Annotated in this window: 17 protein-coding genes; 10 read left to right on the top strand and 7 right to left on the bottom strand. The window is 53.8% G+C overall.

All coding sequences use genetic code 11. From position 1 onward, the window contains the following. Position 1: 1 nt before the first annotated feature. From FGI04_RS13305 to ubiG, 5 genes are all read right to left on the bottom strand, one after another. Positions 2-916 carry an SPFH domain-containing protein gene (locus FGI04_RS13305; RefSeq protein WP_407273105.1) on the bottom strand — a complete coding sequence of 305 codons (915 nt, stop codon included), beginning with the start codon at positions 914-916 and terminating at the stop codon, positions 2-4. A gap of 133 nt (positions 917-1049) precedes the next feature. Next, the gene (gene yfaE, locus FGI04_RS13300; RefSeq protein ID WP_016942036.1) at positions 1050-1310 is read right to left on the bottom strand and encodes a class I ribonucleotide reductase maintenance protein YfaE; all 261 of its coding nucleotides are present in this window, start codon (positions 1308-1310) and stop codon (positions 1050-1052) included. Positions 1311-1315: 5 nt separating this feature from the next. Further along, positions 1316-2446, bottom strand: a complete 1131-nt coding sequence (gene nrdB, locus FGI04_RS13295) for a class Ia ribonucleoside-diphosphate reductase subunit beta (RefSeq protein ID WP_016942035.1) — start codon at positions 2444-2446, stop codon at positions 1316-1318. A gap of 164 nt (positions 2447-2610) precedes the next feature. Continuing rightward, a complete protein-coding gene (nrdA, locus tag FGI04_RS13290; RefSeq protein WP_342699466.1) occupies positions 2611-4899 on the bottom strand; it encodes a class 1a ribonucleoside-diphosphate reductase subunit alpha in 2289 nt (762 codons plus the stop codon). Positions 4900-5425: 526 nt separating this feature from the next. After that, complete coding sequence (ubiG, locus tag FGI04_RS13285; RefSeq protein WP_407336850.1) at positions 5426-6184, bottom strand: bifunctional 2-polyprenyl-6-hydroxyphenol methylase/3-demethylubiquinol 3-O-methyltransferase UbiG; 759 nt, start codon at positions 6182-6184, stop codon at positions 5426-5428. 254 nt (positions 6185-6438) lie between these two features. Between ubiG and gyrA the strand changes: the two genes are divergently transcribed. Both gyrA and rcsC read left to right on the top strand, forming a co-directional pair. Then, entirely contained in the window at positions 6439-9072 is a 2634-nt protein-coding gene (gene gyrA / locus FGI04_RS13280) for a DNA topoisomerase (ATP-hydrolyzing) subunit A (RefSeq protein ID WP_407336849.1), read from the top strand. Between the two features lie 124 nt (positions 9073-9196). Further along, positions 9197-12088 (top strand): two-component system sensor histidine kinase RcsC, encoded by a 2892-nt coding sequence (gene rcsC, locus FGI04_RS13275; protein ID WP_434964868.1) that lies wholly within the window; start codon positions 9197-9199, stop codon positions 12086-12088. An 80-nt stretch (positions 12089-12168) separates the two neighbouring features. Here the strand turns inward: rcsC and rcsB are convergent, their stop codons facing one another. Together rcsB and rcsD are read right to left on the bottom strand one after the other, a co-directional pair. After that, positions 12169-12819: a response regulator transcription factor RcsB gene (gene rcsB / locus FGI04_RS13270; protein WP_019844606.1), complete on the bottom strand. Its 651-nt coding sequence runs from the start codon at positions 12817-12819 to the stop codon at positions 12169-12171. Between the two features lie 6 nt (positions 12820-12825). Beyond that, on the bottom strand, positions 12826-15495 hold the full coding sequence (rcsD, locus tag FGI04_RS13265) for a phosphotransferase RcsD (RefSeq protein ID WP_342699470.1): 2670 nt from the start codon (positions 15493-15495) through the stop codon (positions 12826-12828). A gap of 1398 nt (positions 15496-16893) precedes the next feature. Here rcsD and menF point away from each other — a divergent pair. From menF to FGI04_RS13225, 8 genes are all read left to right on the top strand, one after another. Next, on the top strand, positions 16894-18219 hold the full coding sequence (menF, locus tag FGI04_RS13260; RefSeq protein WP_407336848.1) for an isochorismate synthase MenF: 1326 nt from the start codon (positions 16894-16896) through the stop codon (positions 18217-18219). 98 nt (positions 18220-18317) lie between these two features. Continuing rightward, on the top strand, positions 18318-19994 hold the full coding sequence (gene menD / locus FGI04_RS13255) for a 2-succinyl-5-enolpyruvyl-6-hydroxy-3-cyclohexene-1-carboxylic-acid synthase (RefSeq protein ID WP_407273108.1): 1677 nt from the start codon (positions 18318-18320) through the stop codon (positions 19992-19994). Next, a complete protein-coding gene (menH, locus tag FGI04_RS13250; protein WP_407274725.1) occupies positions 19994-20785 on the top strand; it encodes a 2-succinyl-6-hydroxy-2,4-cyclohexadiene-1-carboxylate synthase in 792 nt (263 codons plus the stop codon). The genes menD and menH overlap by 1 nt, the downstream gene beginning before the upstream one ends. Further along, positions 20769-21626 carry a 1,4-dihydroxy-2-naphthoyl-CoA synthase gene (gene menB / locus FGI04_RS13245; protein WP_210181269.1) on the top strand — a complete coding sequence of 286 codons (858 nt, stop codon included), beginning with the start codon at positions 20769-20771 and terminating at the stop codon, positions 21624-21626. Before menH ends, menB begins: the two co-directional genes overlap by 17 nt. After that, complete coding sequence (menC, locus tag FGI04_RS13240; protein ID WP_407321043.1) at positions 21626-22594, top strand: o-succinylbenzoate synthase; 969 nt, start codon at positions 21626-21628, stop codon at positions 22592-22594. The genes menB and menC overlap by 1 nt, the downstream gene beginning before the upstream one ends. Next, positions 22582-23973, top strand: a complete 1392-nt coding sequence (gene menE, locus FGI04_RS13235) for an o-succinylbenzoate--CoA ligase (protein ID WP_407336847.1) — start codon at positions 22582-22584, stop codon at positions 23971-23973. The genes menC and menE overlap by 13 nt, the downstream gene beginning before the upstream one ends. Before the next feature lie 281 nt (positions 23974-24254). After that, positions 24255-24800, top strand: coding sequence for a YfaZ family outer membrane protein (locus FGI04_RS13230; RefSeq protein WP_038903716.1), 546 nt, complete (start codon positions 24255-24257; stop codon positions 24798-24800). Positions 24801-24984: 184 nt separating this feature from the next. Further along, a complete protein-coding gene (locus FGI04_RS13225; RefSeq protein WP_252999856.1) occupies positions 24985-26181 on the top strand; it encodes a nicotinamide mononucleotide deamidase-related protein YfaY in 1197 nt (398 codons plus the stop codon). Positions 26182-26236: the final 55 nt, after the last annotated feature.

Genomic DNA, 26236 nt, shown 5'->3' with positions numbered 1-26236 from the left:
ACTATTTTCTCCGGTCTGCCTGACTATCTTTGATCAGTTCACTGATGCCGCCAATAGTGCCCATCAGGTTGCTGGCGTCTAGTGGCATCATAATGACTTTGCTGTTGTTGGCCGACCCGATGGTTTGCAGTGCAGCGGTATATTTCTGCGCCACAAAGTAATTGATTGCCTGGATGTTGCCTGCGGCAATGGCTTCAGACACCATTTGGGTGGCGCGGGCTTCCGCTTCTGCTGCACGTTCGCGCGCTTCGGCTTCGAGGAAGGCGGATTGACGCTCCCCCTCGGCTTTGAGAATTTGCGCCTGTTTTTCCCCTTCGGCTTTCAGTATCGCCGCCTGTCGCACCCCTTCTGCTTCCAGAATCTCGGCGCGTTTGGTTCGCTCCGCTTTCATCTGAGCATTCATCGAGGCAATTAACTCGGCTGGCGGGCGCACGTCACGAATTTCGATGCGGGTGACTTTGATACCCCAGGGATTGGTGGCTTCATCAACGATATGCAACAACCGGGTGTTGATACTGTCGCGCTGCGATAGCATTTCATCGAGCTCCATCGAACCGAGTACAGTACGAATGTTGGTCATGGTCAGGTTGATGATGGCCAGTTCCAGATTGCTGACTTCATACGCGGCACGGGCAGCATCCACCACCTGAATAAAGCAGACGGCGTCGATGGTAACGTTGGCGTTATCCTTGGAGATAATTTCCTGCGATGGGATGTCCAGCACCTGCTCCATCATATTAATTTTGCGGCCGATTCTGTCCATAAACGGCACCATCAGGTTCAGGCCTGGCATCAGCGTGCGGGTATAGCGGCCAAAGCGTTCTACTGTCCACTGATAGCCTTGGGGTACGATTTTGATACCAGACCAGACAATTACCAGCGCAACGACGATCAGAACCGGGATAAATGTCAGCATGTGCTCTGTTCTCCGTGGGTTTCTCCTGTGGAAAGTGTAACGCAGGATAGCCTGACTGGCGTAGTAAAGTTACGGGTGAACAAGGGATTATGCGAGCCTGCCTGTAAAGCAGGCTGCAAGAGCACAGCACCGATTACATATCCAGTTCGATGTCATCTACTGGCATACAACAGCAGGGCAGAATTTCGTCTCGTTGTAGGCAGGCAAGCGGTGTTTCCCGGTAGGCGACTTTGCCTTTGATGAGACGTAATCGGCAGGAACCACAATAACCGGAACGACACTGATACTCGACCGGCACCCGTTGGGATTCAAGCGCTTCCAACAAGGTGGTGTGTTCATCAGAGCAAAGCAACTGCGCCCCTGACAGGCGCAGTGTAATGGTGGGAGTGGTCATCGGGACTACAGCTGGAAGTCGCTAAGGTCGTCAGTGTTGATTTCCGAATCAATCTGGCCGACCAAATAGGAGCTGACTTCCACTTCCTGCGGTGCCACCTGCACGTTATCCGATACCAGCCAGGCATTGATCCACGGAATGGGGTTGGTACGGGTTTCAAACGGCAACGGTAACCCTACTGCCTGCATGCGGATGTTGGTGATGTATTCAACATACTGGCACAGGATGTCCTTGTTCAGGCCAATCATCGAGCCATCACGGAACAGGTATTCCGCCCACTCTTTTTCCTGCTGTGCCGCCAGCACGAACAGATCGTAGCATTGCTGCTGGCACTCTTCCGCGACCTTGGCCATTTCCGGGTCGTCCTGGCCTGCACGCATCAGGTTGAGCATGTGCTGGGTGCCAGTGAGGTGCAACGCTTCATCACGGGCGATCAGTTTGATGATTTTGGCGTTGCCTTCCATCAGTTCGCGCTCGGCAAAAGCGAAAGAACAGGCGAAACTGACGTAAAAACGAATGGCTTCCAGCGCGTTAACACTCATCAGGCACAGGTAGAGTTTTTTCTTCAACTCATAGAGGTTGACGGTCACGGTCTTGCCGTTGACCTGATGGGTACCTTCCCCCAGCAGATGGTAGTAGCTGGTCAGTTCAATCAGCTCATCATAAAAACCGGAGATGTCTTTTGCCCGTTTGAGGATTTCCTCATTGGTGACGATGTCATCGAACACTATCGACGGATCGTTGACGATATTACGAATAATGTGGGTATAGGAACGGGAGTGAATCGTTTCCGAGAAAGCCCAGGTTTCCACCCAGGTTTCCAGTTCCGGGATGGAAATGAGCGGCAACAGGGCGACGTTAGGGCTGCGGCCCTGAATGGAATCCAGCAAGGTCTGGTATTTCAGGTTGCTGATGAAAATGTGTTTCTCGTGTTCCGGCAACCCCTGATAGTCGATACGGTCGCGGGAAACGTCCACTTCTTCTGGGCGCCAGAAGAAGGAAAGCTGTTTTTCGATCAGCTTTTCGAAAATGTCATATTTCTGCTGATCGTAGCGCGCCACATTAACCGGCTGGCCGAAAAACATCGGCTCCAGCAACTGATCGTTTTTATTCTGTGAAAAAGTGGTATAAGCCATGGTCTCTCCAAACAAGCCAACAGCGCGGCCCGGGGGCGGCGCTGTTAAACCTCTGTAACCCGAGCGGGCTATGTCGCCGCTACCTTGTCAGACTAACCGCGACGAGATGAGGGCATCGTCATTTCAAGGGAGCCGCCGCCTGAGTGGCTCCCCCCGCGCCGTGCTTAGATTTTACACGCGCCGCTTTCGCAGCCATCATCCTGCGGTGCAGAGTCCAGCAGGTCGTCCTGCGCATCTTCGGCACCGTCGCGGGTGTTTTGATAGTAGAGGGTTTTCAACCCGAATTTATACGCCGTGAGCAGATCTTTGAGTAACTGCGTCATCGGCACTTTGCCTGACGGGAAACGCGCCGGGTCATAGTTGGTGTTGGCTGAAATCGCCTGATCGACGAATTTCTGCATCAGACCGACCAGTTGCAGGTAACCATCGTTAGACGGCATATCCCACAGCAACTCATAGGCGTTTTTCAGCGTTTCGTACTCTGGTACTACCTGACGCAGGATACCGTCTTTGGATGCCTTGACGCTGATGTGGCCGCGCGGCGGCTCGATGCCGTTGGTGGCATTGGATATCTGCGACGACGTTTCCGACGGCATCAGTGCCGACAACGTCGAGTTACGCAGACCATAGGTCTGGATATCCTTACGCAGTGTTTCCCAGTCATAGTGCAACGGTTCACTGCAAATACTGTCTAGATCACGCTTGTAGCTGTCGATTGGCAAAATGCCCTGCGAGTAGGTGGTTTCGTTGAACCACGGGCAGGCACCCTGTTCGCGAGCCAACTGATTCGAGGCTTTCAACAGATAGTACTGGATGGCTTCGAAGGTCCGGTGCGTCAGGTTATTGGCGCTACCGTCGGAGTAACGCACACCGTGCTTCGCCAGATAGTAGGCGAAGTTGATAACACCAATACCCAGCGTACGTCGGCCCATCGCGCCGCGTTTCGCGGCCGGAATAGGGTAGTCCTGATAGTCGAGCAGGGCATCCAGCGCACGTACTGCTAATATCGCCAGCTCTTCCAGTTCATGCAGCGAACTGATGGCGCCCAGGTTAAAGGCCGACAGGGTGCACAGGGCGATTTCGCCGTTTTCATCGTTGACGTCTTCCAGCGGTTTGGTCGGCAACGCGATTTCCAGACACAGGTTGGACTGGCGTACCGGCGCAACCTGTGGATCAAACGGGCTGTGCGTGTTGCAGTGGTCGACGTTCTGAATATAAATACGACCCGTGGAGGCACGCTCCTGCATCATCAGCGAGAACAGTTCTGCGGCTTTGAGCTGTTTTTTGCGAATGCTGTCGTCCTGCTCGTATTTCACGTACAGGCGTTCAAATTCATCCTGATTGTTGAAGAAGGCGTCGTACAGTCCCGGGACATCGGACGGGCTAAACAGCGTAATGTCTTCGCCTTTCACCAGACGCTGGTACATCAGCTTGTTGAGCTGTACACCGTAGTCAAGGTGACGCACGCGGTTGCCTTCCACGCCGCGGTTGTTTTTCAACACCAGCAGGCTTTCCACTTCCAGATGCCACAGCGGGTAGAACAGTGTGGCCGCACCGCCACGCACCCCACCTTGAGAGCAGGATTTCACCGCCGTCTGGAAGTGTTTATAGAATGGGATACAGCCAGTGTGGAAGGCTTCGCCACCACGGATCGGGCTACCCAGTGCACGAATACGGCCCGCGTTGATGCCGATACCAGCGCGCTGAGACACGTATTTCACGATAGCGCTGGATGTCGCATTGATGGAATCCAGGCTGTCGCCGCATTCGATCAGCACGCAAGAACTGAACTGGCGGGTTGGCGTACGTACGCCAGACATAATCGGCGTTGGCAGCGAAATTTTGAACGTCGATACGGCGTCATAGAAGCGCTTGACGTAGTCCAGCCGGGTTTCACGCGGGTAGCTGGAAAACAGGCAAGCAGCGACCAGGATATACAGGAACTGGGCGCTTTCGTAGATGTCACCGGTCACGCGGTTTTGGACCAGATATTTCCCTTCCAGCTGTTTTACAGCTGCATAGGAGAAATTCATGTCACGCCAGTGATCGATGAAAGCGTCCATGTGAGCGAATTCTTCTTCCGTGTAATCTTCCAGCAAATGGCGATCGTACTTACCCATCTCGACCATTTTCACCACGTGATCATACAACTTCGGTGGTTCGAACTGACCGTAGGCTTTTTTGCGAAGATGAAAGATAGCCAGACGAGCAGCCAGATACTGATAGTCGGGGCTTTCGCGAGAGATCAAATCAGCCGCAGCCTTGATGATAGTCTCGTGGATATCGGCAGTCTTGATGCCGTCGTAGAATTGGATGTGGGAACGCAGTTCTACCTGAGAGACAGAGACATTGTGTAACCCTTCTGCTGCCCAGGTGATTACCCGGTGGATTTTGTCCAGATTGATGCGTTCTTTATTGCCATCGCGTTTGGTAACAAGCAGACTCTGGTTCATGTGGCGTAGCACCTGTTTTTTGACACGAGTTTTGTTTTTATCGGCCCCCCCCGCTACTTCATTCACAAAAAACGCAAACAAAAAAATAGTGTTTTCTGTCAGAAGCAAACACTATATATAGGGGGTGGGCCAGCTTTTGATAACAAGATAATGTGAAAAGTGGCGTATTGCAAGTGAGCAAAATGGGGCTCTCTTGTGGATAACATAGGGAATAAATGTTACAAGCGCGCTAAATCCCAGCCACTGTGCGGCTTCCTTATTTTGTCAACCGCAGGGGATAAAAAATAAAAAAATTGATCAACTGCCGGTTTCTTGTCCTGTTGTCACACTCGCGTTATGGCTAAAATCGTGTTTCAGACAAGTTGTTAGGAATAATCTGAGTTTGATCTGTTGCCCAATTGTTGATAAGGCGCAGTTTATGCCGGGAAACTTATTCTTCATTGATAAAAAAGCCGGTGGAGTGCCCACCGGCCTGCGTCATTAAAGGCATATACCGTTAACGGTTACGCCTGACTGCTCTGTGTGGTTAGCCTGTGTGCGCGGTATGAATCATATAATTGACGTCGACATTCGCGCCAAGCCGGAAACGGTCTAGTAACGGGTTATAGTGCAACCCGGTCATGTGACGTTCCCGTAACGGCGTCTGGTCTACCCAGGTCAGCAGTTCCGCCGGACGGATGAATTTTTTGATGTCATGTGTGCCGCGCGGCACCATGTTGGTCAGGTATTCGGCTCCGACAATCAGCATCAGCCAGGCTTTGGCGTTGCGGTTGATAGTAGAGAAAAAGACGTGACCGCCGGGTTTCACCAATCTGGCGCAAGCCAGCACCACGGATCGTGGGTCCGGCACATGTTCCAGCATCTCCATACAGGTGACGACGTCATAAGCACCGGTATGGGCGTCGGCATGCGCTTCTACCGTTTCTTGCACATAACTGACGTCAATGCCGCTTTCCAGCGCGTGCAACCGGGCGACCTGCAAGGGTTCCGCCCCCATATCCAGGCCGGTCACTCGGGCACCTTCTCGTGCCATGCTTTCGGCCAGAATACCGCCGCCGCAGCCCACATCCAGTACCTGTTTGCCGAAAATGCCGTCGGCACGTTCGATGATGTAGTTCAGGCGCAGCGGGTTAATACGATGTAGCGGTTTAAATTCCCCTTCCAGATCCCACCAGCGCGAGGCGACAGCCTCAAATTTGGCGATTTCATCAAGGTCGACATTCGGTGTTGAGGCCGAGGCTTTCAGAACATCGGCTTCTGCGGGGTTCGTGGTGTCTGTATTCATGGTGCGTGATCACCTTTCATCAATATTGACTGGGGCCGAGTATAACGAGCGAAAGGCGCTGGGTGTAGTCGCTCGCACAGGTTTGATAACTCGCGGCGTCTTGTGATGAGGGTAACACCGCCGCAATGAAATGCGCTGCATCTGGTAAAGAAGCGCCAGCAAACCGGCGTGAAGTTTCCCCTGAAACCCCGGTTTATGATATCATTTTCCACCTTTTAAAATCGGGTAGATGTGAATAGAGGGATAGCGGCTCCATGAGCGACCTAGCCAGAGAAATTACACCGGTCAACATCGAGGAAGAGCTGAAAAGTTCATATCTGGATTACGCCATGTCCGTCATCGTCGGGCGTGCGTTACCGGACGTTCGCGATGGTCTTAAGCCGGTACACCGCCGCGTGCTGTACGCGATGAGTGTGCTGGGTAACGACTGGAACAAGCCTTATAAAAAATCGGCCCGTGTGGTCGGGGACGTTATCGGTAAATATCACCCACATGGTGATAGCGCGGTTTACGACACCATTGTGCGTATGGCCCAGCCGTTCTCATTACGCTACATGCTGGTAGACGGGCAGGGTAACTTCGGTTCCATCGACGGCGACTCCGCCGCGGCGATGCGTTATACCGAAGTGCGCATGTCGAAGATTGCCCACGAACTGCTTTCCGATCTGGACAAAGAAACCGTGGATTTTGTGCCCAACTATGACGGCACAGAACAGATCCCGGACGTGATGCCCACCCGTATCCCCAACCTGCTGGTTAACGGCTCTTCCGGGATTGCGGTGGGGATGGCGACCAACATTCCGCCCCATAACCTGTCTGAGGTGATTAACGGCTGCCTGGCCTATATCGATGATGAGAACATTAGTGTTGAAGGGCTGATGGCTCACATTCCAGGGCCGGATTTCCCGACTGCCGCTATCATCAACGGCAAACGCGGTATTGAAGAAGCCTACCGTACTGGCCGCGGCAAGGTGTATATCCGTGCGCGCGCTGAAGTCGAAGCGGATGCCAAGACCGGTCGCGAAACCATCATCGTGCATGAAATCCCTTATCAGGTGAACAAAGCACGTTTGATTGAAAAGATAGCCGAACTGGTAAAAGACAAGCGCATCGAAGGTATCAGCGCGTTGCGTGATGAGTCCGACAAGGACGGCATGCGTATCGTTATTGAGATCAAACGTGATGCCGTGGGCGAGGTGGTGCTCAACCATCTGTATTCCCAGACCCAGATGCAGGTGTCGTTCGGCATCAACATGGTGGCGTTGCATCAGGGACAGCCGAAACTGATGACCCTGAAGGAAATTCTGGCGGCGTTTGTTCGTCACCGTCGTGAAGTGGTGACGCGCCGTACCATTTTCGAGCTTCGCAAAGCGCGTGAACGAGCCCACATCCTGGAAGGTCTGGCGATTGCGCTGGCCAATATCGACCCTATTATCGAGCTGATTCGTCATGCCTCGACCCCGGCTGATGCAAAAATCGCGTTGGTGGCACAGGCGTGGGAACTGGGCAGCGTGGCCGCGATGCTGGAGCGTGCCGGTGATGACGCCGCGCGTCCAGAATGGCTGGAGCCGGAATTCGGTATCCATGACGGCAAATATCACCTGACCGAACAGCAGGCCCAGGCGATTCTGGATCTGCGTTTGCAGAAACTGACCGGTCTGGAACATGAAAAACTGCTGGATGAATACAAAGAACTGCTGACGCAGATAGCTGAGTTGCTGTTCATCCTGCGTAGCCCTGAGCGCCTGATGGAGGTTATCCGTGAGGAGTTGGTGGCGATTCGCGAACAGTATAACGATGCGCGCCGTACCGAGATCACCCACAATAGCGCTGACATCAACATTGAAGACCTGATCTCTGAAGAGAACGTGGTGGTGACCCTGTCGCATCAGGGTTATGTGAAGTATCAGCCGTTGACGGATTATGAAGCCCAGCGTCGTGGTGGGAAGGGTAAATCTGCCGCTCGCATCAAAGAAGAGGACTTTATTGACCGTCTGCTGGTGGCGAATACTCACGATACCATCCTGTGTTTCTCCAGCCGTGGTCGCCTCTATTGGCTGAAGGTTTATCAGTTGCCGGAAGCCAGCCGCGGTGCGCGTGGTCGTCCGATTATTAACCTGTTGCCGTTGGAACAGGATGAACGTATTACCGCCATTCTGCCGGTACGTGAGTACGAAGAAGGGATGAATGTGTTCATGGCGACGGCCAGCGGTACGGTCAAGAAGACTGCGCTGACTGAGTTCAGCCGTCCGCGTAGCGCAGGTATTATCGCGGTCAATCTGAATGACGGTGATGAGCTGATCGGCGTCGATCTGACCGATGGCAGCAACGAAGTGATGTTGTTCTCCGCCGAAGGCAAGGTGGTACGCTTCTCTGAGTCCGCAGTGCGCACGATGGGACGTACCGCGACCGGGGTGCGAGGCATCAATCTGCAGGATGACGATCGCGTCGTGTCGCTGATTGTTCCACGCGGTGAAGGCGATATTCTGACCGTGACGCAGAACGGCTTTGGTAAGCGTACGACTGTGACCGAGTACCCGGTGAAATCGCGTGCCACCAAGGGCGTTATTTCCATCAAGGTCAGCGAGCGTAACGGTAAAGTGGTCGGTGCGGTGCAGGTTGATACCGCCGATCAGATCATGATGATCACCGATGCCGGTACGCTGGTACGCACCCGCGTATCCGAGGTCAGCATTGTTGGCCGTAATACTCAGGGGGTCACCTTGATCCGTACCGCTGAGGAAGAGCGCGTGGTCGGCCTGCAGCGTGTGGCTGAGCCAGTGGAAGACGATGAACTCGATAGCGTAGTGCCGGTTGACGGTGAACTACCGCAAGAGGATATCGACGAGCTGGACAGCGATGATGATATCCCCGCAGACGATGAGTAATGCCCTGTCCTGCAGGTAAATAGTCCAGCAGGTAATTTGTCCTGCCGGTAACCCCGCAAGAGCCAGCGCCTGATGCGCTGGCTTTTTTTATGCAGGATCGGTACTGTATCGGCTGGTTCTGACCGTGTTTTCCCGTGCTGACAACCTCTACGGTATCCATTTGAAAGTTATCGCTTCTTTTCAGACTACCCTCAAAGTCTCCCGGTATATGTTCCGGGTGCTGGCGACCACGCTGTGGATTCTTGGCGCACTGATTTCAGTTTTTTACGTGAACAAAGAACTGAATCAACGGGAATCGCACCTGCGCCAGATTTTCTCACTCAATTTTGAACAGTCGCTGGGGTATATCCGCCATACCACGGATGTGGCACGTGAATTACGGTATATCGCCGCCAACCGCTTTAGTACCTCGACGTTATCTCGCGAGCGTCTGTCGGCGGCCAAAAAGACGCCGTTTTCTCTTTACCCGTTATCACCCACGTTTAACTGTGCCGAGCAGTACGCAAAGAATCCGGCTCAGTTGCAGTCACTGAGCGGTTTCTTTGATCAATGGCATGATGACTTTTCGTCGGTTTATGACCTTAACCGTATCTTTTTTGTTGATGGCAGCCAGCAATGTCTCGTTGATTTTAGTATCCGCAATCAATCGCTGGATAGCGATAGCCTGTTGAAAAGCGTGCAGGAGCGGTTACAGAACCAGAAATCCAACCTGATCGGCAATCGCCGCGAAGAAAGCCTATTTTGGGTGACGCCAGGGCCGATGCCGGAAGTGGGGTATCTGTACGCGCTGACGCCGGTGTATGTTGATAATCATCTGGTCACCATGATGGGGATCGAGCAGACCATCAGGCTGGATGATTTCATGCTTAATGGCGACCTGCCGTTTAGCGTCAGATTATTGGACCAGAATGACCGCGTCTTATTGCAACTGACCAATAACCAGTCTGGCGGTAATATTCCTGGCCGTTATCCCGACTCGAACAATTACTTCGGTTATAGCGAGGGGTATAGCGCACTGTTGATGAAAAAGGCGTTACCGCCGACATCAATGGCGGTGGTGTATTCACTGCCGCTAGAAGTGCTGCTGATGTCGCTCAATACGCTGATGATCAATATTGCGTTGTTGAACCTGATATCGGCTATCTGTCTTTTTTTATTGACGCGTCTTTTTGAGCGAAAGATCTTTTTACCAGCAGAGCGTAACGCGTCTCAGCTGGAAGAAAATGAGCAATTTAACCGTAAAATCGTGGCCTCGGCACCCGTCGGGATTTGTATTTTAAGGATTAGCGACGGCACCAATATCCTCAGCAATGAGCTGGCGCACAATTACCTCAGCCTCCTGACGTATGAGGACCGGGTACGCATTATTCGTATCATTTGCGAGCAGCAGTCCAAATCGCTGGATGTGGTGACCGGGCGCAATCACCATTTGCAAATCAGTTTCGTACACTCGCGTTATCGCAACGAGAATGTAGCCATTTGTGTCTTGCTTGACGTCAGTGCCCGGGTTCGCATGGAAGAGTCATTGCAGGAAATGGCGAATGCCGCCGAGCAGGCCAGCCAGTCCAAATCCATGTTTTTGGCGACAGTCAGTCATGAACTGCGCACGCCGTTGTATGGGATTATCGGTAACCTGGACTTGTTGCAGACTAAATCGCTTCCCTCGGATGCCAACCGACTGGTGGAAGCAATGCAAAATTCTTCAGCGCTGCTGCTGAAGATCATCAGCGATATCCTTGATTTCTCAAAGATTGAATCGGAGCAGTTGAAGATTGAGCCCAGCGAGTTTGCGCCGCGTGAGATGATCAATCATATCGTGAGTAACTATCTGCCGCTGGTGGTGAAAAAGCGCCTCGAATTGTATTGCTATATCGCCCCTGGCGTCCCGTTACGATTGATGGGGGATGCGGTGCGGCTACAACAAGTATTGAGTAATCTGCTCAGTAATGCCATCAAGTTCACCGATACCGGTTGTATCGTGTTTCAGGTGGCGTGCAGCGATGAAGGGTATCTGGTGTTTAAAGTCCGGGATACCGGGGTGGGAATCGATACCCGTGCCGTAATGAAGTTGTTTGACCCGTTCTTTCAGGCTGGAACCGGTGTGCAGCGCCATTTTCAGGGGACCGGGTTGGGGCTGGCGATTTGTGAAAAACTGGTCAGCCTGATGGATGGCGACATTACGATTGAATCCGAGCCGGGGCTTGGTAGCGAATTCGGCATTCGTATTCCGCTTTACCGTGCGAGCTATCCGCAGACTGCCGAATTACCTGATGTGCAGGGAAAAACCTGCTGGCTACAGATTCGTAATGCGTTGATGGAGCGCTATCTGCTGGATTTACTCCAGTCCTGTGCTCTGGACGTTCAGCGCTACGAAGAAGGGCTCACGGTAAACCACGATGACATCATGATAGTAGACAATCCACTAGCGGTTGAATTGAATACGCACGCCTGTGTGGAGATCAGTGGAACGCATGCCGGTTCTGCACAGGAGATCCGGTCTGGGTATTGGCTCTACAGTACCGCCGTATTACATGAACTGCCGACGCTGTTGCAGCGTATTTATCGGGGTGAAGAAGCGCTGTCGACGGCAACGACTTCCCTGTCGACGGTCAGTTACAGTCGTACTGAAAATGGCGATATTCGCCTGCTGGTGGTGGATGATCATCCGATTAACCGGCGTTTGCTGGCTGACCAGCTCGGTTCGCTCGGGTATCAGGTGATTACTGCCAATGACGGGTTGGATGCGTTGGACGTGCTGGCGAAAAACCCGGTAGACATTGTTCTCACTGACGTCAACATGCCAAATATGGACGGCTACCGTTTCACCCAGCGGTTGCGGGAAATGGGGCAGACACTGCCGGTGATTGGTGTAACGGCTAACGCATTGGCCGAAGAGCGACAACGCTGTTTGCAGGCTGGGATGGATAATTGCCTGTCTAAACCGGTGACGCTGGATACATTGCAACAGTCACTGTCGTATTACAGTAATCTGGTCAGGCTGGGGAATACGGTATAACTGTCACGCGGTCTTTGACGATCCCGCCACAAGGTCACAAAGAAAGGGTCGGCAAACAAGCCTGTTTGCCGACAAGATGATTACTCTTTGTCAGATGGCGATACACCGACCGAGGAGAGGTAGTTTAACAACGCAATATCGTTGTCCACACCCAGCTTGGTCATGGCCGATTTCTTCTGGCTGCTGATAGTCTTAATGCTGCGGTTGAGCTTTCTGGCGATTTCGGTCACCAGGAAGCCTTCGGCAAACAGACGTAACACTTCACTTTCTTTCGGCGACAGGCGTTTATCGCCATAGCCGCTGGCACTGATTTTTTCCAGCACCTTGCTGACGCTTTCCGGCGTGAATTTTTTGCCTTTCTGTAACGCGGCCAGTGCCTTGGGCAGGTCTGTCGGCGCCCCTTGCTTCAATACTATCCCTTCAATATCCAATTCCAACACCGCACTGAGAATAGCCGGGTTGTTGTTCATGGTCAGTACGATGATGGACAGATGGGGGAAGTGGCGCTTGATATATTTAATTAAGGTAATGCCATCACCGTACTTATCGCCAGGCATGGATAAATCGGTGATCAGGACGTTTGCGTCCAGTTTGGGAAGATTGTTAATCAGGGCTGTCGAGTCTTCGAATTCACCCACGACGTTAATCCATTCGATTTGCTCCAGCGATTTTTTAATGCCGAACAAAACAATAGGATGGTCGTCTGCGATAATTACGTTTAGATTGCTCATTGTTTTTTACTCGTATTGTTGGCCACCAGGCTGCAACAGTGCTGTGACAAAACTGTCTATCTGTTGAAGATGGTCTTCTATCTGCGCACGATCCTGGGTGGTAATAAGCTTTTCCAGCGCTTCACATAACTGCTTGCCGGGATGAAGATTCAACATGGCAAAGACACCCTTCAGGCGGTGTGCGGTTTGCGCGAGTGACAAAAAATCGCCATTTTGGGCTTCAGTATATAGTCTCTTTATGTCCTCCGGTACTGTATCAACAAACAAGGAATAGTAGTCACTGTTGTGTAACTGACGGACATAGAAGCCGATATCATCCTGTTCTTCAGACAGGCCGTCATCGTTGCCTGTCTCCAGTTGCTGTTCGATCAGTTTCAGCAGACCATCCTGCAGCAGTTGGCTGACGTTGTAGTTGGTACGCAGACGGTGGTGTCCCAGCGGTATCAACTGCGTATCGTCACTGGTGACCAGTAACGTATCGCTGTTCACCCTGTTGGGGTCATCGGTAATCGTGATATCTGCATCCTGATTCACCAGCCGCTCGTCATAAACCACGACATCCGCGCCCCAATTGCCTGCCATACGGCTCACAATGGTACGAACTTCGTCCGAGGTGATATTCAGAAGCAGTGTGATATCGTCCAATAATTTCTCGTCTTCCTGCGCAGGCAGTGGTTCCGGCTGCATTTTCAATGTCAGTACATACTGGGTGCCAAGCCCTGGCCGACTATTGATTTGCAGTTGACCGCCCAGTTTGTTGCACAGTTGATTGCATAAAAATAGGGTTAATCCGGAATTGTGGCGGAAGCGATCAGAAAGTGGGGTTGTGGCGAACGGATGCACCAGATTATCTCGCTCCATGCCGGAGATATCCGTGCCGGTGTCGCTGATTCGGATCAGCAACTGATCAGCCGCATGTGTTGACAGCTCGCAAGATAGGGTAATTTTGCCGTAATCGGTATTGGTGATGGAGTAATCCAACAGTAACGACAGGGTTTTCTTCAGCAACTCGCTGTCGCCCAGATAGGTCTGGCGTGGCTCCAGTTTGTAGTGATTGAACAGCTTAAGCCCTTTTTGCTGGATACGCGGCAGCAGCTCCAGAATTAAATCGTCGAATAACGTCAGCGGTGAAAACGAACCATGCACCATGTGCCATTCTGCGCTTTCCAGCCGTGCCTGCAGGGCGATGTTTTCCATCAGGCGGATAGCACTGCTGGTTTCGGCTATCAGTGTCTGGATCGCTTTCTGCTGTTCCGACGGCGTATCAATGTGACGTAATGCCAGCGCCAATTGGTGTACGGCGGACAACGGTTGCCGGAACTCCTGACTCAGGTTGCGGAACAGGCGTTTTCGAACCGACACATTCTTGTCGAACTCTCGCTGTGCCAACTGCAGCTTTTTGGTAATCAGTATTTCCTGATCCTGTTCGCGTAACAGGAACAAGCACAGTGAAGGCGTATGCTGGCTGTGAAAAACGCGGACTTCGTACATTTCATTATCCACGGTAGCCTGGATGACCCCCTGATGTTCTTCTGCCAGCGTGGAGATTTTCTTCAGGCTAAGGTGAGGGTACAGCCTTTCGGCCAGCGCGTTTGCCACCATCACTTTATTGTTACTGAAATCGTAAACCAGTACGCCTATCGGGATACGGCTGACAATTTCGCTGTACATCCGCTGCTGTTCTTGCAGGTGATGTGACAGGTCATCTTTGGGGCGGGCATAGTAGCGTCGTAACGCATAAAACCATGCCAGTGAGATAAATAGTAACGCCAGATTGATCGCAATCAGCCAGATATTATTGCGTAACATATCCGCCACCAGTCGGCCCAACGGAATGGCATACACTAGCTTAATCGGCGCGTTCATTAGCTGCGCGGAGATTTCCAGCATGGAGCCCTGGCGACGAATGTCGGTAGGAATGTCGTTATCAGCGCTGGCGTCGGCGTTGACTGGTGGTGTCTGCTGGCGAAGGATGAAGCCGTCTTGAGATAGCGAGTGTGGAATTAAATCATTGATTGATAAATCAAATGCGATAACAGTCGCCAGATGTCCGGGCTGATTGAAGGTGGTACGCAGCGTAAAATAGTAATCGTTGTAAAAACGCAGCTTACGCAAAGGGGAAAAACTTTCACGTTCATCCAGCGTATTCGCCTGCTGTAGCATCTCAGCTTTGCGTGACTCCACCATTGATGACAAATAACTACCACGGAATTGTGACGAGATATCTTTCAGCGGCTGGGTGGAAATCATCGTCAGGCTATTGTCCTGCCCGTTGAGGTAGTACATCGAGTAGATATCAGTCTTCGCGCCCCATAACACATCCAGATATTGCGACATCCGTTGCATGGTGCCGAGGGTGCTCTTGTCATAGGGCCCGAATACCAATGCGTCGGTTTTATGACCACTCTTCTCGACATAAAACACGTTCGGCATCAGCGTAATCAGATTGACGTTAGGGGGATTTGGCGCGCTGGCGTCATTGATGAGGTTTTTGTAAATCTGGTCGGTAAAAAAGCGATAGGCGTCAATGCGCTTTTGCATGCCTTGTGCAATGTCTGTCAGGGTGGATTTTTTCTCCGTCATCCAGCTATTAACATAGTTATAGCTATAGGTGCCGGTCATCAGCAGCAGCAACAGGATAAACAGCAGGAAAAAACGCACGATAACCGCAGGCATGACATCAGGCTCCTGATGAACAGACAAAAAGAGAAGGGCTGACGCTATCTGTCAGTCGTGGCAGGACAAGGCCTGGTGTCGGCTGCTTCTGTGCTGCGAATGTTTTTCTGGCGATAAAACGACCGGCAATAAAACCCACTGCCTGCATGGCGATATACGCCGCGTTATCACCCAATCGTGGTAACTGAGTACACACGAAAGCACCTAAAAGGGAACCTAACATTGTATCCATTGCTAAATAACTATCGTCGCTGAACCTGACAGAAAGGTATTTTTACCACAATTGTGGCGTTTTATCGAAAGGGGAAGTGTTACGACAACTGAGAGGGGCGGCGACGGACGTGTTACTAACGGAAAATACGCCATGAATTCTACAATGCATGTACAGATAAAAAATGCCGGGAACAACCCGGCAAGAAGAAGGTAATTTATGATAAAACGGAGTGAAATTTGATGATAGCAACGAAATTCTAGAGCCGTCAGTAATAAGAAATTTGTCACTTAATGCTAACTGCGCCGGATTGTTTTTCATTCTGTGCGGTAGTGATTTATACAATAAGTTGTTTATACCCGTCATACTTCAAGTTGCAGGTGTGTTGGCTGCGTGACTCGGCCCATCAATGGGCCTCGCCCTTCGGGCCGTTGCAAGCAGTGTTCAAATCGACGTATGCCAATTTGTCGCTCACCCGAATCACTTACCAGTGTAAGCTCATCGGGATGAAATGAGAGACATCCTGTCTCTCACCAGAGGCCAGCCGTTGGCTGGTCAAATTCGTTCCCAACGAATTTGTCACTCGCTTGCCGCATTACAAGGCTCTAATGAGCCTTGCCCTAAAGGGCCAACGCGTGGCGTTGTTCAACACGCAAGCGTGTTGTCCCGCAACTCGAATTATTTTGGGTATAAGCAGTAAGGCGCTTAGTGCTGCTTGCGGTATTCACGGCAGTCGCTACAGGTAAAATAAATACTACCCCTTTTTATATGCCAGACGAACGATCAACGCTTTTGCCGATTGATTTATCGCGGGAATAAAAAGTCATAAACAGCCAGGATGAAAAAAACAGTAATCCCTGTTTTTTATAAGGGTAGTAGAGGTATTTCATTTTGTGGCAATTTGCGTTATTGACGCAGAATTATTGAGAAAACATTTTAGGCGATTGTGTGGCTAATATGTCGGTAGGCAAACGGAAATCGCAGGCAGGCTGGTTATACAATACGTTTGGGCAGCTTATGGCTATGTTCTTCACGTCGGATGTGTTTAGCGCATCTTGCCAGACTGTGAGCTCAATACAGAAATAATGGGTGAATATGCGGGTTATTACGGGGTAGATATCAAGCTAATGACTTTTTTTTTGTGGGGATAGGCCCGTATAATTCCCTACTTTCAGTTAGGCTATGGGGTGAATGTGCTGCAATTCTCCGACCTGCTGCGCCAGATGCATCAGGCACTCAACGAACCCTTGCCGGAGCAGGCAGGTTTTCATGCGATTACACTGACCATGTCATTGCAGGACAGTTCGCAATTGCTGGCGTGGCTGGCCTCGCAACCTGTTTATCCGCAGTTTTATTGGCAGCATCGTCAGGATGATGAAGAAGCGGCGGTGTGTGGTCAGGCGCGTGTGTTTGAGGATATCGCGCACGCCGAGGCATTTCTGCAACGTCATGATGTGGATGACAGCGTGCGCTTGTGGGGGTTGAACGCTTTTGAACAGCGCCCATCAGGAGCCAACACGTCTTCATTTCTGTTTCTGCCACGCATTGCCTTATTACGGCAAGGACGGCGTCTTCGCTTGCGGGTGAATTTATTCAGCGATCTATCGCTGCGCGCTGAGGCTCGAGACGCACAAGACTTTCTGCGTCAGCTACAAGCCCACCCCCCCTTGCCGCAACTGCATTCTCGCATTGAAGCCACACAGCATTGTCCGGATCGCCAGCAGTGGATTGCGTTATTGCACCAGGCACTGGCGGATATCGCTGCCGGCAAAATGGAAAAAGTCGTGCCTGCACGAGCGACGGTCTTATCGCTTGATAAGCCTTTACGGGCAACAACATTGATGGCGGCCAGTCGTGCCGTTAATCACCACTGCTACCATTTTATGCTGGCATTTGCACCGCATCAGGCATTTCTTGGGTCCAGCCCTGAGCGCCTCTATCGCCGACGGCATACCCGTCTGGAAACCGAGGCGCTGGCTGGAACGGTAGCCAGCCACCAGAACGATGAAAAAGCCGCTGAATTGGCAGACTGGCTGATGAACGATGTCAAAAACCAGTGTGAAAATATGTTGGTGGTGGACGATATCTGCCAGCGGTTGCATCAGGTCGCACTGACACTGGATGTGATGCCGCCGGAGATTGTACGTTTACGCAAGGTGCAACATTTACGGCGGACAATTCAGGCAACTCTGCGCAGTAGCAGGGATAGCGAGTGCCTGTATTTACTGCAACCGACCGCCGCTGTGGCTGGGTTACCGCGTGCTGTGGCACGGACGTTTCTGGCTCAACATGAGCCGTTTCAGCGTGGCTGGTATGCCGGTTCTGCAGGGTATTTGTCGCGCCAGCAGTCTGAATTCAGCGTGGCGTTGCGTTCCGCCAGTGTGGCTGAGAGTCAACTGACGCTGTACGCTGGCGCGGGAATCGTGGCGGGATCTGATCCTGAGCAAGAATGGCAGGAGCTGGAGAATAAGGCTGCCGGGTTAAAATCGTTGCTGGACGAGGCTATTTCATAGCGCGATTTTTTGCCTGTTACTGGCTTATATCAAAGTTGGCCGGATGAAAAAAAATATAATTATTGCCACAACCCGCAACCGGAGTTGTTGAGTCGATCATGTCCACACATATTTTTAACCGTCGCTGGGCAACGGTGGTTTTCGAGGCACTGAGCCATCAAGGCGTGCGCCATGTCTGTATTGCGCCCGGATCACGTTCTACCCCTTTAACGCTGGCGGCGGCCTCGCATCCGGCGCTGGTATGCCATACCCATTTTGACGAGCGTGGTCTTGGTCATCTGGCGCTGGGGCTGGCTAAGGCCTCTGGTGAAGCAGTGGCGGTGGTGGTGACGTCCGGTACGGCGGCCGCCAACCTTTATCCTGCGATCATTGAAGCGGGATTGACCGGCGAACGGCTGGTTATACTGACGGCGGATCGCCCACCGGAGCTTATCGATTGCGGCGCGAATCAGGCGATTCGGCAACCCGGTATGTTTGCTTCTCACCCGACAGTGACGCTGGAATTGCCGCGTCCTACCCCAGACATTCCCGCTCGCTGGCTGGTGTCTGCACTCGATAACGCGTTGGGGGAGTTGCGCCACGGTGCATTGCATATTAACTGCCCCTTCGCTGAGCCGTTATACGGTGATGACGATCCGGCCGCGTTTCAGGACTGGTTACAGGCGCTGGGCGACTGGTGGCATCAGCCCCAGCCGTGGTTGCAGCGTGAGCAGGCATTGCCGATGGTGCCGATGCAGCCAGACTGGCCGCAATGGCGGCAGCGGCGTGGTGTCGTGCTGGTTGGGCGAGTGCCGCCACAGGCTGGCGCTCAGATAGCCGATTGGGCGCGCCAGCTCGGCTGGCCGCTTATCGGTGATGTCTTATCGCAGACAGGCCAACCGCTGGCTTGCGCCGATGTGTGGCTAAAACACCCGCAAGCGGATGCGCTACGTCAGGCTGACATAGTGGTGCAGTTTGGCGCCAGCCTGACCGGTAAACGGCTGTTGCAGTGGCAGGCGACGATAGCGCCTGAACAGTACTGGTTGGTCGATGCACTGCCGGGTCGGCTCGACCCTGCCCACCATCGAGGGCGTCGTCTGGTTGCCGATATTTCCGGCTGGCTGGCCGTGCATTCGGTGGCAGTGCAGCCTGCCTGGGCTCCTGAGGTGGAGTCTTGCGCGGCACGGGTCGCTCGCCAGGTTGCCGTCCGTTTATCCAGTGGTTTCGGTGAAGCGCAACTGGCGCATCGCGTAACGGAACTGCTGCCGCCAGAAGGGCAATTTTTTGTCGGTAACAGCCTGACGGTCAGACTGGTGGATGCGTTTGCTCGTTTACCTGCTGGGTATCCGGTGTACGCCAACCGTGGTGCCAGCGGTATTGATGGACTGCTGTCGACGCTGGCTGGCGTACAGCGTGCTAACACCCGGCCGATGCTGGCGATTGTCGGTGACTTGTCGGCGCTGTATGACCTTAATGGGTTGGCATTATTGCGCCAGCCGCCTGCGCCACTGGTGCTAGTGGTGGTAAACAATAATGGCGGGCAGATTTTCTCGTTATTGCCGACCCCAGAAGCTCAACGCGAAACCTTCTATTGCATGCCACAGCAGGTGGATTTCCGCCATGCGGCGGCGCTGTTCGGGCTACGTTATGCCAGAGCGCAGCAATGGTCAGACGTACAGGACGCTGTAAGCAATGGGTGGCGGTTGGGTGGCACGACGCTGCTTGAAGTGGTAGTAGAACCCAAAGCGGGAGCTGAAACACTGCAACAGCTGCTGGCCGAGGTGTCGGCGTGGTGATGCATTGTCGGCGTCTTGGGCAGTCACAACCGGGAAAACCCTGGCTGGTGGTGCTGCACGGACTGCTCGGCAGCGGCGAGGACTGGCAACCGGTGCTGCCGTATTTAACCGATTGGCCGTTGCTGCTGGTGGATTTGCCGGGGCACGGTGAGTCTCGGTTGCTAAAGGCGGCTGATTTCGCCGATGTCAGTCGGCAGTTGACCGCGTTGCTGGCGCAACAGGGCGTTGCCGGGTATTGGTTGTTAGGGTATTCGCTGGGCGGTCGTATCGCCATGTACCACGCCTGTCAGGGTGCGGCGGATGGGTTGCAGGGGCTGTTGGTGGAAGGCGGGCATCCGGGACTGGCATTGCCAGACGAGCGTGAGGCACGACAGCAGCATGATGCCAACTGGGCGCGGCGTTTTCGCGCTGAACCGCTCGATAGCGTGCTGGCGGACTGGTATCAACAGCCGGTTTTCGCCCGGTTATCACCGGTGCAGCGTGCAACGTTGATAGCACTGCGCAGCAACAACCACGGGCCTGCCGTCGCCGATATGCTGGAAGCGACATCCTTGTCTCGTCAGCCTTGCCTGATTGACGCATTGCATCAGTTACAGGTTCCATTCGGTTACCTCTGTGGTAGCCAGGACACAAAATTTCAGATGCTGGCCACGCAGCATCGCTTACCGCTGCTGAGTGTGGCGGAGGCCGGGCACAACGCTCATCATGCGAACCCGTCAGGTTATGCCGAACGGGTTCGCCAGTTTATTTCGTATCCCGAAAGGAAGATCCACTATGCTTTATCCCAGTGAAGAACTGCTTTACGCCCCGGTAACATGGCACGATTGCAGCGGGGATTTTGTCGATATCCTCTACCACAAGTCGACCGACGGCATCGCCAAAATCACCATCAATCGTCCCCAGGTGCGCAATGCGTTCCGCCCGCAAACGGTAAAAGAGATGATTCAGGCGCTGGACAATGCCCGTCATGACGATGGTATTGGCGTCATCATCCTGACAGGCGCCGGTGAGAAAGCCTTCTGCTCCGGCGGCGATCAGAAGGTTCGTGGCGATTACGGCGGTTACCAGGACGATAGCGGCGTTCATCACCTCAATGTGTTGGACTTTCAGCGCCAGATTCGTACCTGTCCGAAGCCGGTAGTGGCAATGGTGGCCGGGTATTCCATTGGTGGTGGTCATGTGCTGCACATGATGTGCGATCTGACCATCGCGGCGGACAATGCCATTTTTGGTCAGACCGGGCCGCGTGTCGGTTCTTTTGACGGCGGTTGGGGCGCGTCCTACATGGCGCGTATCGTGGGGCAGAAAAAAGCCCGTGAAATCTGGTTCCTGTGCCGTCAGTATGACGCTCAGCAGGCGCTGGATATGGGGCTGGTTAACACGGTAGTGCCACTGGCTGAACTGGAACGCGAAACCGTACGTTGGTGTCGTGAGATGTTGCAAAACAGCCCGATGGCGCTGCGTTGCCTGAAAGCGGCGCTGAATGCAGACTGCGACGGGCAGGCGGGCTTGCAGGAACTGGCGGGTAACGCCACGATGCTGTTCTACATGACGGATGAAGGGCAGGAAGGCCGTAATGCCTTCAATGAAAAACGTCAGCCTGATTTCAGCAAATTCAAACGGAACCCCTGATGCGCGAGGCTACCCTCTATCGTTACAGCGTGCCGATGGACGCCGGGGTGGTGTTGCGTAACCAGCGTCTGAAAACCCGTGATGGGCTGCTGCTTCGCTTGCGTGATGGCGAGCGGGAAGGGTGGGGTGAGATAGCGCCGCTACCGCAGTTCAGCGTGGAAACGCTTGAAGAGGCATTCAACACGGCGCAGGTGCCGTTACAACATTGGCTGGCTGGGCAAACGCCGGATGAATGTGGGATGCCGTCGGTGGATTTCGGCGTCAGTTGCGCGCTGGCAGAACTGACCGGGGCGTTACCCGACGCGGCGGATTACCGTAAGGCACCGCTATGTAGTGGCGATCCGGATGAACTGTTTGCCATGTTGCAACATCTGCCCGAGCCACTGGCAAAGGTGAAAGTCGGGCTGTATGAGGCGGTACGCGACGGTATGATCGTTAATTTGTTGCTGGAAGCCTTGCCCGATTTGCGGTTGCGTCTGGATGCGAACCGTAGCTGGACGCGGCAGAAGGCTGACGGCTTTGCTCGCTATGTCACACCGGCTTATCGTGCCCGCATCGCTTTTCTGGAAGAGCCATGTAAAACGCGTGACGAGTCGCGCGATTTCGCCAGGGATACCGGTATTGCTATCGCCTGGGATGAAAGCGTGCGTGAGCCGGAGTTTCAGGTGGAAGCGGAGCCGGGTGTGGCAGCGATTATCATCAAACCTTCACTGACCGGCAGTCTGAACCGTTGTCGGCAACTGGCTACACAGGCGCAGCAAGCGGGGTTGACGGCGGTGATCAGTTCCAGCATTGAGTCCAGTCTGGGGTTGACGCAACTGGCACGGGTGGCGCATTGGCTGACGCCAGGGGTGCTGCCGGGGCTGGATACGTTGGACCTGATGCAGGCGCAGATTGTCCGCGCCTGGCCTGATAGTACGTTACCGCTGATGACGGTAGACCGTCTGGAGCAGGTATGGCAGGCCTGAGCGACTGGCCCTGGCGAAGCTGGGCGGTATCGCAGCCGATGGCTCCGGCGCTGATAGACGACAGCGGAATCTGGACCTGGCAGCAGGTAGCAACACATCTGAATCAGCTGGCGATCGGTTTTGTGCGTCAGGGGGTAAAGCCGGGGATGGGGGTCGCACTGCGCGGTAAAAACAGCACCACGATGCTGTTTTGTTATCTGGCGTTGTTGCAGTGCGGCGCACGCCTGTTGCCGTTGAATCCTCAACTGCCGGATACGCTGCTGGATGCGTTGTTGCCGTCACTGAATATCGAGTATGGGTTGTGTACCGGCGAACACGGCTGGCCGCAAGGCATCATGCCGTTACATGTGCCGTCACCCCTATCATCGCCAGAGATGCCGCCGCCCTTGCCATGGGCGGCGCAACGACTGGCAACCATGACACTGACCTCTGGTTCCAGCGGCATGCCGAAAGCGGCGGTGCATACCTGTGAAGCCCATCTGGCCAGCGCGGAAGGTGTGCTGGCGTTGATGGCGTTCAGTGCTGGCGATCGCTGGCTGCTGTCGCTGCCGCTGTTTCATGTGTCCGGACAGGGGATCGTCTGGCGCTGGCTGGCCGCCGGTGCGTCACTGGTCGTGAAACCAGACCAGCCGCTGGATGTCGCGTTGCGCGTGTGCACCCATGCCTCGCTGGTGCCTACCCAGCTCTGGCGTTTGTTGTCGCAGAATCGTTCACCAATAAGTCTGCGGGCGGTATTGCTGGGCGGTTCGATGATCCCGGCAGAGCTGATGAAACAGGCCGAAGCGCGTGGGATCCGTTGCTGGTGTGGCTACGGCCTGACCGAACTGGCATCGACAGTCTGTGCCAAGCGGGCCGACGGCCATGACGGCGTCGGGTTGCCACTGGCAGGTCGTGAGATCATGCTGGAGGGGGAGGAGATCTTGCTGCGTGGCCGTTGTCTGGCGTTGGGGTACTGGCGCGAAGGGCGGGTTAACCCTCTTACTGACGCGAAGGGTTGGTTTCATACCCGTGATCGCGGGCAGTGGGATGGCCACGAGTGGCGAATTCTGGGACGGCTGGATAACCAGTTTTTCAGCGGTGGTGAAGGCATTCAACCTGAAGATGTGGAAGCTGTGCTGATGCAACACCCGGATGTGACCTACGCGTGCGTGGTGCCCGTGGATGACCCCGAGTTCGGTCAGCGTCCGGTGGCGGTGGTGGAGGTAGCGAACCATCTGCCGTTGTCGCAATTAGTCGCGTGGTGGCAATCCCGGCTGGCGGGGTTCCAGCGTCCGATAGCCTGTTATCTTTTACCGGACGAATTGAAGAACGGCGGGATCAAAATCTCCCGTCAACAGGTGAAAACCTGGGTGGAACAGCAACCGCGTAGCCTGGTATAACCACCTGATTCTCAGCCCAATCGTATTACACTTGCGGTTATTTACGCTTTTGGCCGCAGAATATTTGGGTAAAATGCCTGTTAACATCACAGTGCTATGCGCGTTTAACCTAGAGCCTATCCCATTAGGGCTATTTCACTGGCCATTTTGGCCTTGGGCAGTGCTCGAAATCCTCACGTACTACGTGTACGCTCCGGTTTCTGCGCGCTGTCCGAGTCCAAACTGGCTGCGCCAATAACGCCTACTGGGATAGGCTCTTAATCGTATTAAGGATTATAGATATGAAAAAGTGGGGTATTGCTTTGGCGGGAGGTTTGCTGCTGGCGACGGTTTCCGCTCATGCCATCAGTCTTTCTGGGGAAGCTGGACGAAATTACACCGGTGCCAGCGCAGGTTTCGGTCTGGGTATGCCAGGTTTGTCTGGTAACGTCGGCTGGGGTCATAATGACAAACACAGCAATGACGTTTATAGCGCCGGTGTGGATTATACCTTCGCGTTGAGTAATGCGTCGCTTAAAGTCGGTGCCAAAGGGCTTTATCTGAACCAGAATCGTTTTAAAGACGGTTATGGCGTTGCATTGGGTGGCGGATTGCAGGTGCCGATGACCAGCTCCATCTCCCTGTACGGTGAAGGGTATTACTCGCCGGACGCGTTCTCCAGCCACGTTGATCACTATGTGGAAGCCCGTGGTGGCGTGCGTTGGCAGCCGTTCCGACCGTTATCGCTGGATGTCGGTTATCGCTATATCAATATGGCCTCTGGCGAATCCAGCAACGATAACCGTGTCGCGGATACCGCTTACGTTGGCGTAGGGCTGAATTTCTAATCCCATTATCAATGTGTATCAACGGTCGATATGTAAAAACCAAAGGCGTGCTGAGTCACGCCTTTTGTCTTTTTATCCGATGACACTGTTTGCCTGCTAACGCGTTTATCAGGCAAAACGCACCATTGTGTTTATAGCGCCGAATTTCTAAAGTGGTGTGAAACCATCATAAGGAGTGCCGTGGATGCTTAGGGTTGAGATGTTATGTACCGGCGATGAAGTCCTGCACGGGCAGATTGTGGATACCAACGCCGCCTGGCTGGCGGATTACCTGTTTTCACAGGGTGTGCCAATGACCAGTCGTATGACGGTGGGCGATAAGCTCGAAGAACTGGTCGCCGCGTTAACCGAGCGCAGCCAGATAGCCGACGTACTGATTGTGAATGGTGGGTTGGGCCCGACCAGTGATGACCTCAGTGCGCTGGCTGCCGCTACCGCCGCCGGAGAAACGCTGGTTGAGCATCCTGAATGGCTCGTCCGGATGGAGGCTTTTTTCACTGAGCGCGGCCGTGTTATGGCTGATAGCAACCGCAAACAGGCACAACTGCCTGCCAGTGCGGAACTGGTGGATAACCCGGTCGGTACCGCTTGTGGGTTCGCCATGCAACTGAACCGGTGCCTGATGTTTTTCACCCCTGGGGTGCCTTCTGAATTTAAAGTGATGGTGGAGCAGCAGATTCTGCCGCGTCTTCGCCAGCGTTTTACGGTGGCTGAACCGCCACTGTGCCTGCGGCTGACCACATTTGGGCGCTCCGAAAGCGACCTGGCCAGCCAGCTTGACAGTTTGCCGTTACCGCCGGACGTTGTGCTGGGGTATCGCTCCTCAATGCCGATAATCGAGCTGAAACTCACCGGCCCCGCAGCCCGGCGTCAGGAGATGGAAACAGTGTGGCAAACGGTGCGTGATGTCGCAGGCGAAAATATGATTTTCGAGGGCACGGAGGGGTTACCTGCGCAATTGGCCCGACGCCTTCGCGAGCGTGGGCTGCGTCTGGCGGTGGCGGAAGACTTCACCGCCGGTTTGCTCAACTGGCAGTTACGCGAGGCGGAGGTCCCGCTATCCGGCGGTGAGTTACGGTTGGAGAAGAGCGCATTAACACTGGATGATGCTGCCGGAGAGACGCTAACGCTGGCAGCGCGCCATCAGGCGCAATTAGCGTTATACGTGGGGCGTTCTGAGGAGGATGGGGTGCTGACGCTGGCGTTGCATACCCCTGACGCGACATTTGCCCAGACCATTCAGGTGAATGCACGACGCTATAGCCGCAAAACCCATCAGGATGTGGTGGCGATGCTGGCGATGAATATGCTGCGCCGCTGGCTTAACGGTTGGCCGGTGTATGGTGGTCATGGTTGGATAAGCGTGCTGGCGACGCGCTAATCTGCCACTAGGTAAAACGAAGGCGGGGGCCGTGGCCCCCGTCGTTAGCGTCAGG

It is taken from the genome of Dickeya ananatis, assembly GCF_019464615.1.
Taxonomy (GTDB): domain Bacteria; phylum Pseudomonadota; class Gammaproteobacteria; order Enterobacterales; family Enterobacteriaceae; genus Dickeya; species Dickeya oryzae.
This window is presented reverse-complemented; position numbering and strand designations above follow the sequence as displayed.

Coding starts and splice junctions, on each gene's coding strand:
- menE (WP_407336847.1), top strand. CDS start 22,582: ATGGCAGGCCTGAGCGACTGGCCCTGGCGAAGCTGGGCGGTATCGCAG.
- nrdA (WP_342699466.1), bottom strand. CDS start 4,899: ATGAACCAGAGTCTGCTTGTTACCAAACGCGATGGCAATAAAGAACGC.
- menC (WP_407321043.1), top strand. CDS start 21,626: ATGCGCGAGGCTACCCTCTATCGTTACAGCGTGCCGATGGACGCCGGG.
- rcsB (WP_019844606.1), bottom strand. CDS start 12,819: ATGAGCAATCTAAACGTAATTATCGCAGACGACCATCCTATTGTTTTG.
- menH (WP_407274725.1), top strand. CDS start 19,994: ATGCATTGTCGGCGTCTTGGGCAGTCACAACCGGGAAAACCCTGGCTG.
- gyrA (WP_407336849.1), top strand. CDS start 6,439: ATGAGCGACCTAGCCAGAGAAATTACACCGGTCAACATCGAGGAAGAG.
- FGI04_RS13305 (WP_407273105.1), bottom strand. CDS start 916: ATGCTGACATTTATCCCGGTTCTGATCGTCGTTGCGCTGGTAATTGTC.
- menD (WP_407273108.1), top strand. CDS start 18,318: ATGTCCACACATATTTTTAACCGTCGCTGGGCAACGGTGGTTTTCGAG.
- rcsD (WP_342699470.1), bottom strand. CDS start 15,495: ATGCCTGCGGTTATCGTGCGTTTTTTCCTGCTGTTTATCCTGTTGCTG.
- FGI04_RS13225 (WP_252999856.1), top strand. CDS start 24,985: ATGCTTAGGGTTGAGATGTTATGTACCGGCGATGAAGTCCTGCACGGG.
- FGI04_RS13230 (WP_038903716.1), top strand. CDS start 24,255: ATGAAAAAGTGGGGTATTGCTTTGGCGGGAGGTTTGCTGCTGGCGACG.
- yfaE (WP_016942036.1), bottom strand. CDS start 1,310: ATGACCACTCCCACCATTACACTGCGCCTGTCAGGGGCGCAGTTGCTT.
- menB (WP_210181269.1), top strand. CDS start 20,769: ATGCTTTATCCCAGTGAAGAACTGCTTTACGCCCCGGTAACATGGCAC.
- nrdB (WP_016942035.1), bottom strand. CDS start 2,446: ATGGCTTATACCACTTTTTCACAGAATAAAAACGATCAGTTGCTGGAG.
- ubiG (WP_407336850.1), bottom strand. CDS start 6,184: ATGAATACAGACACCACGAACCCCGCAGAAGCCGATGTTCTGAAAGCC.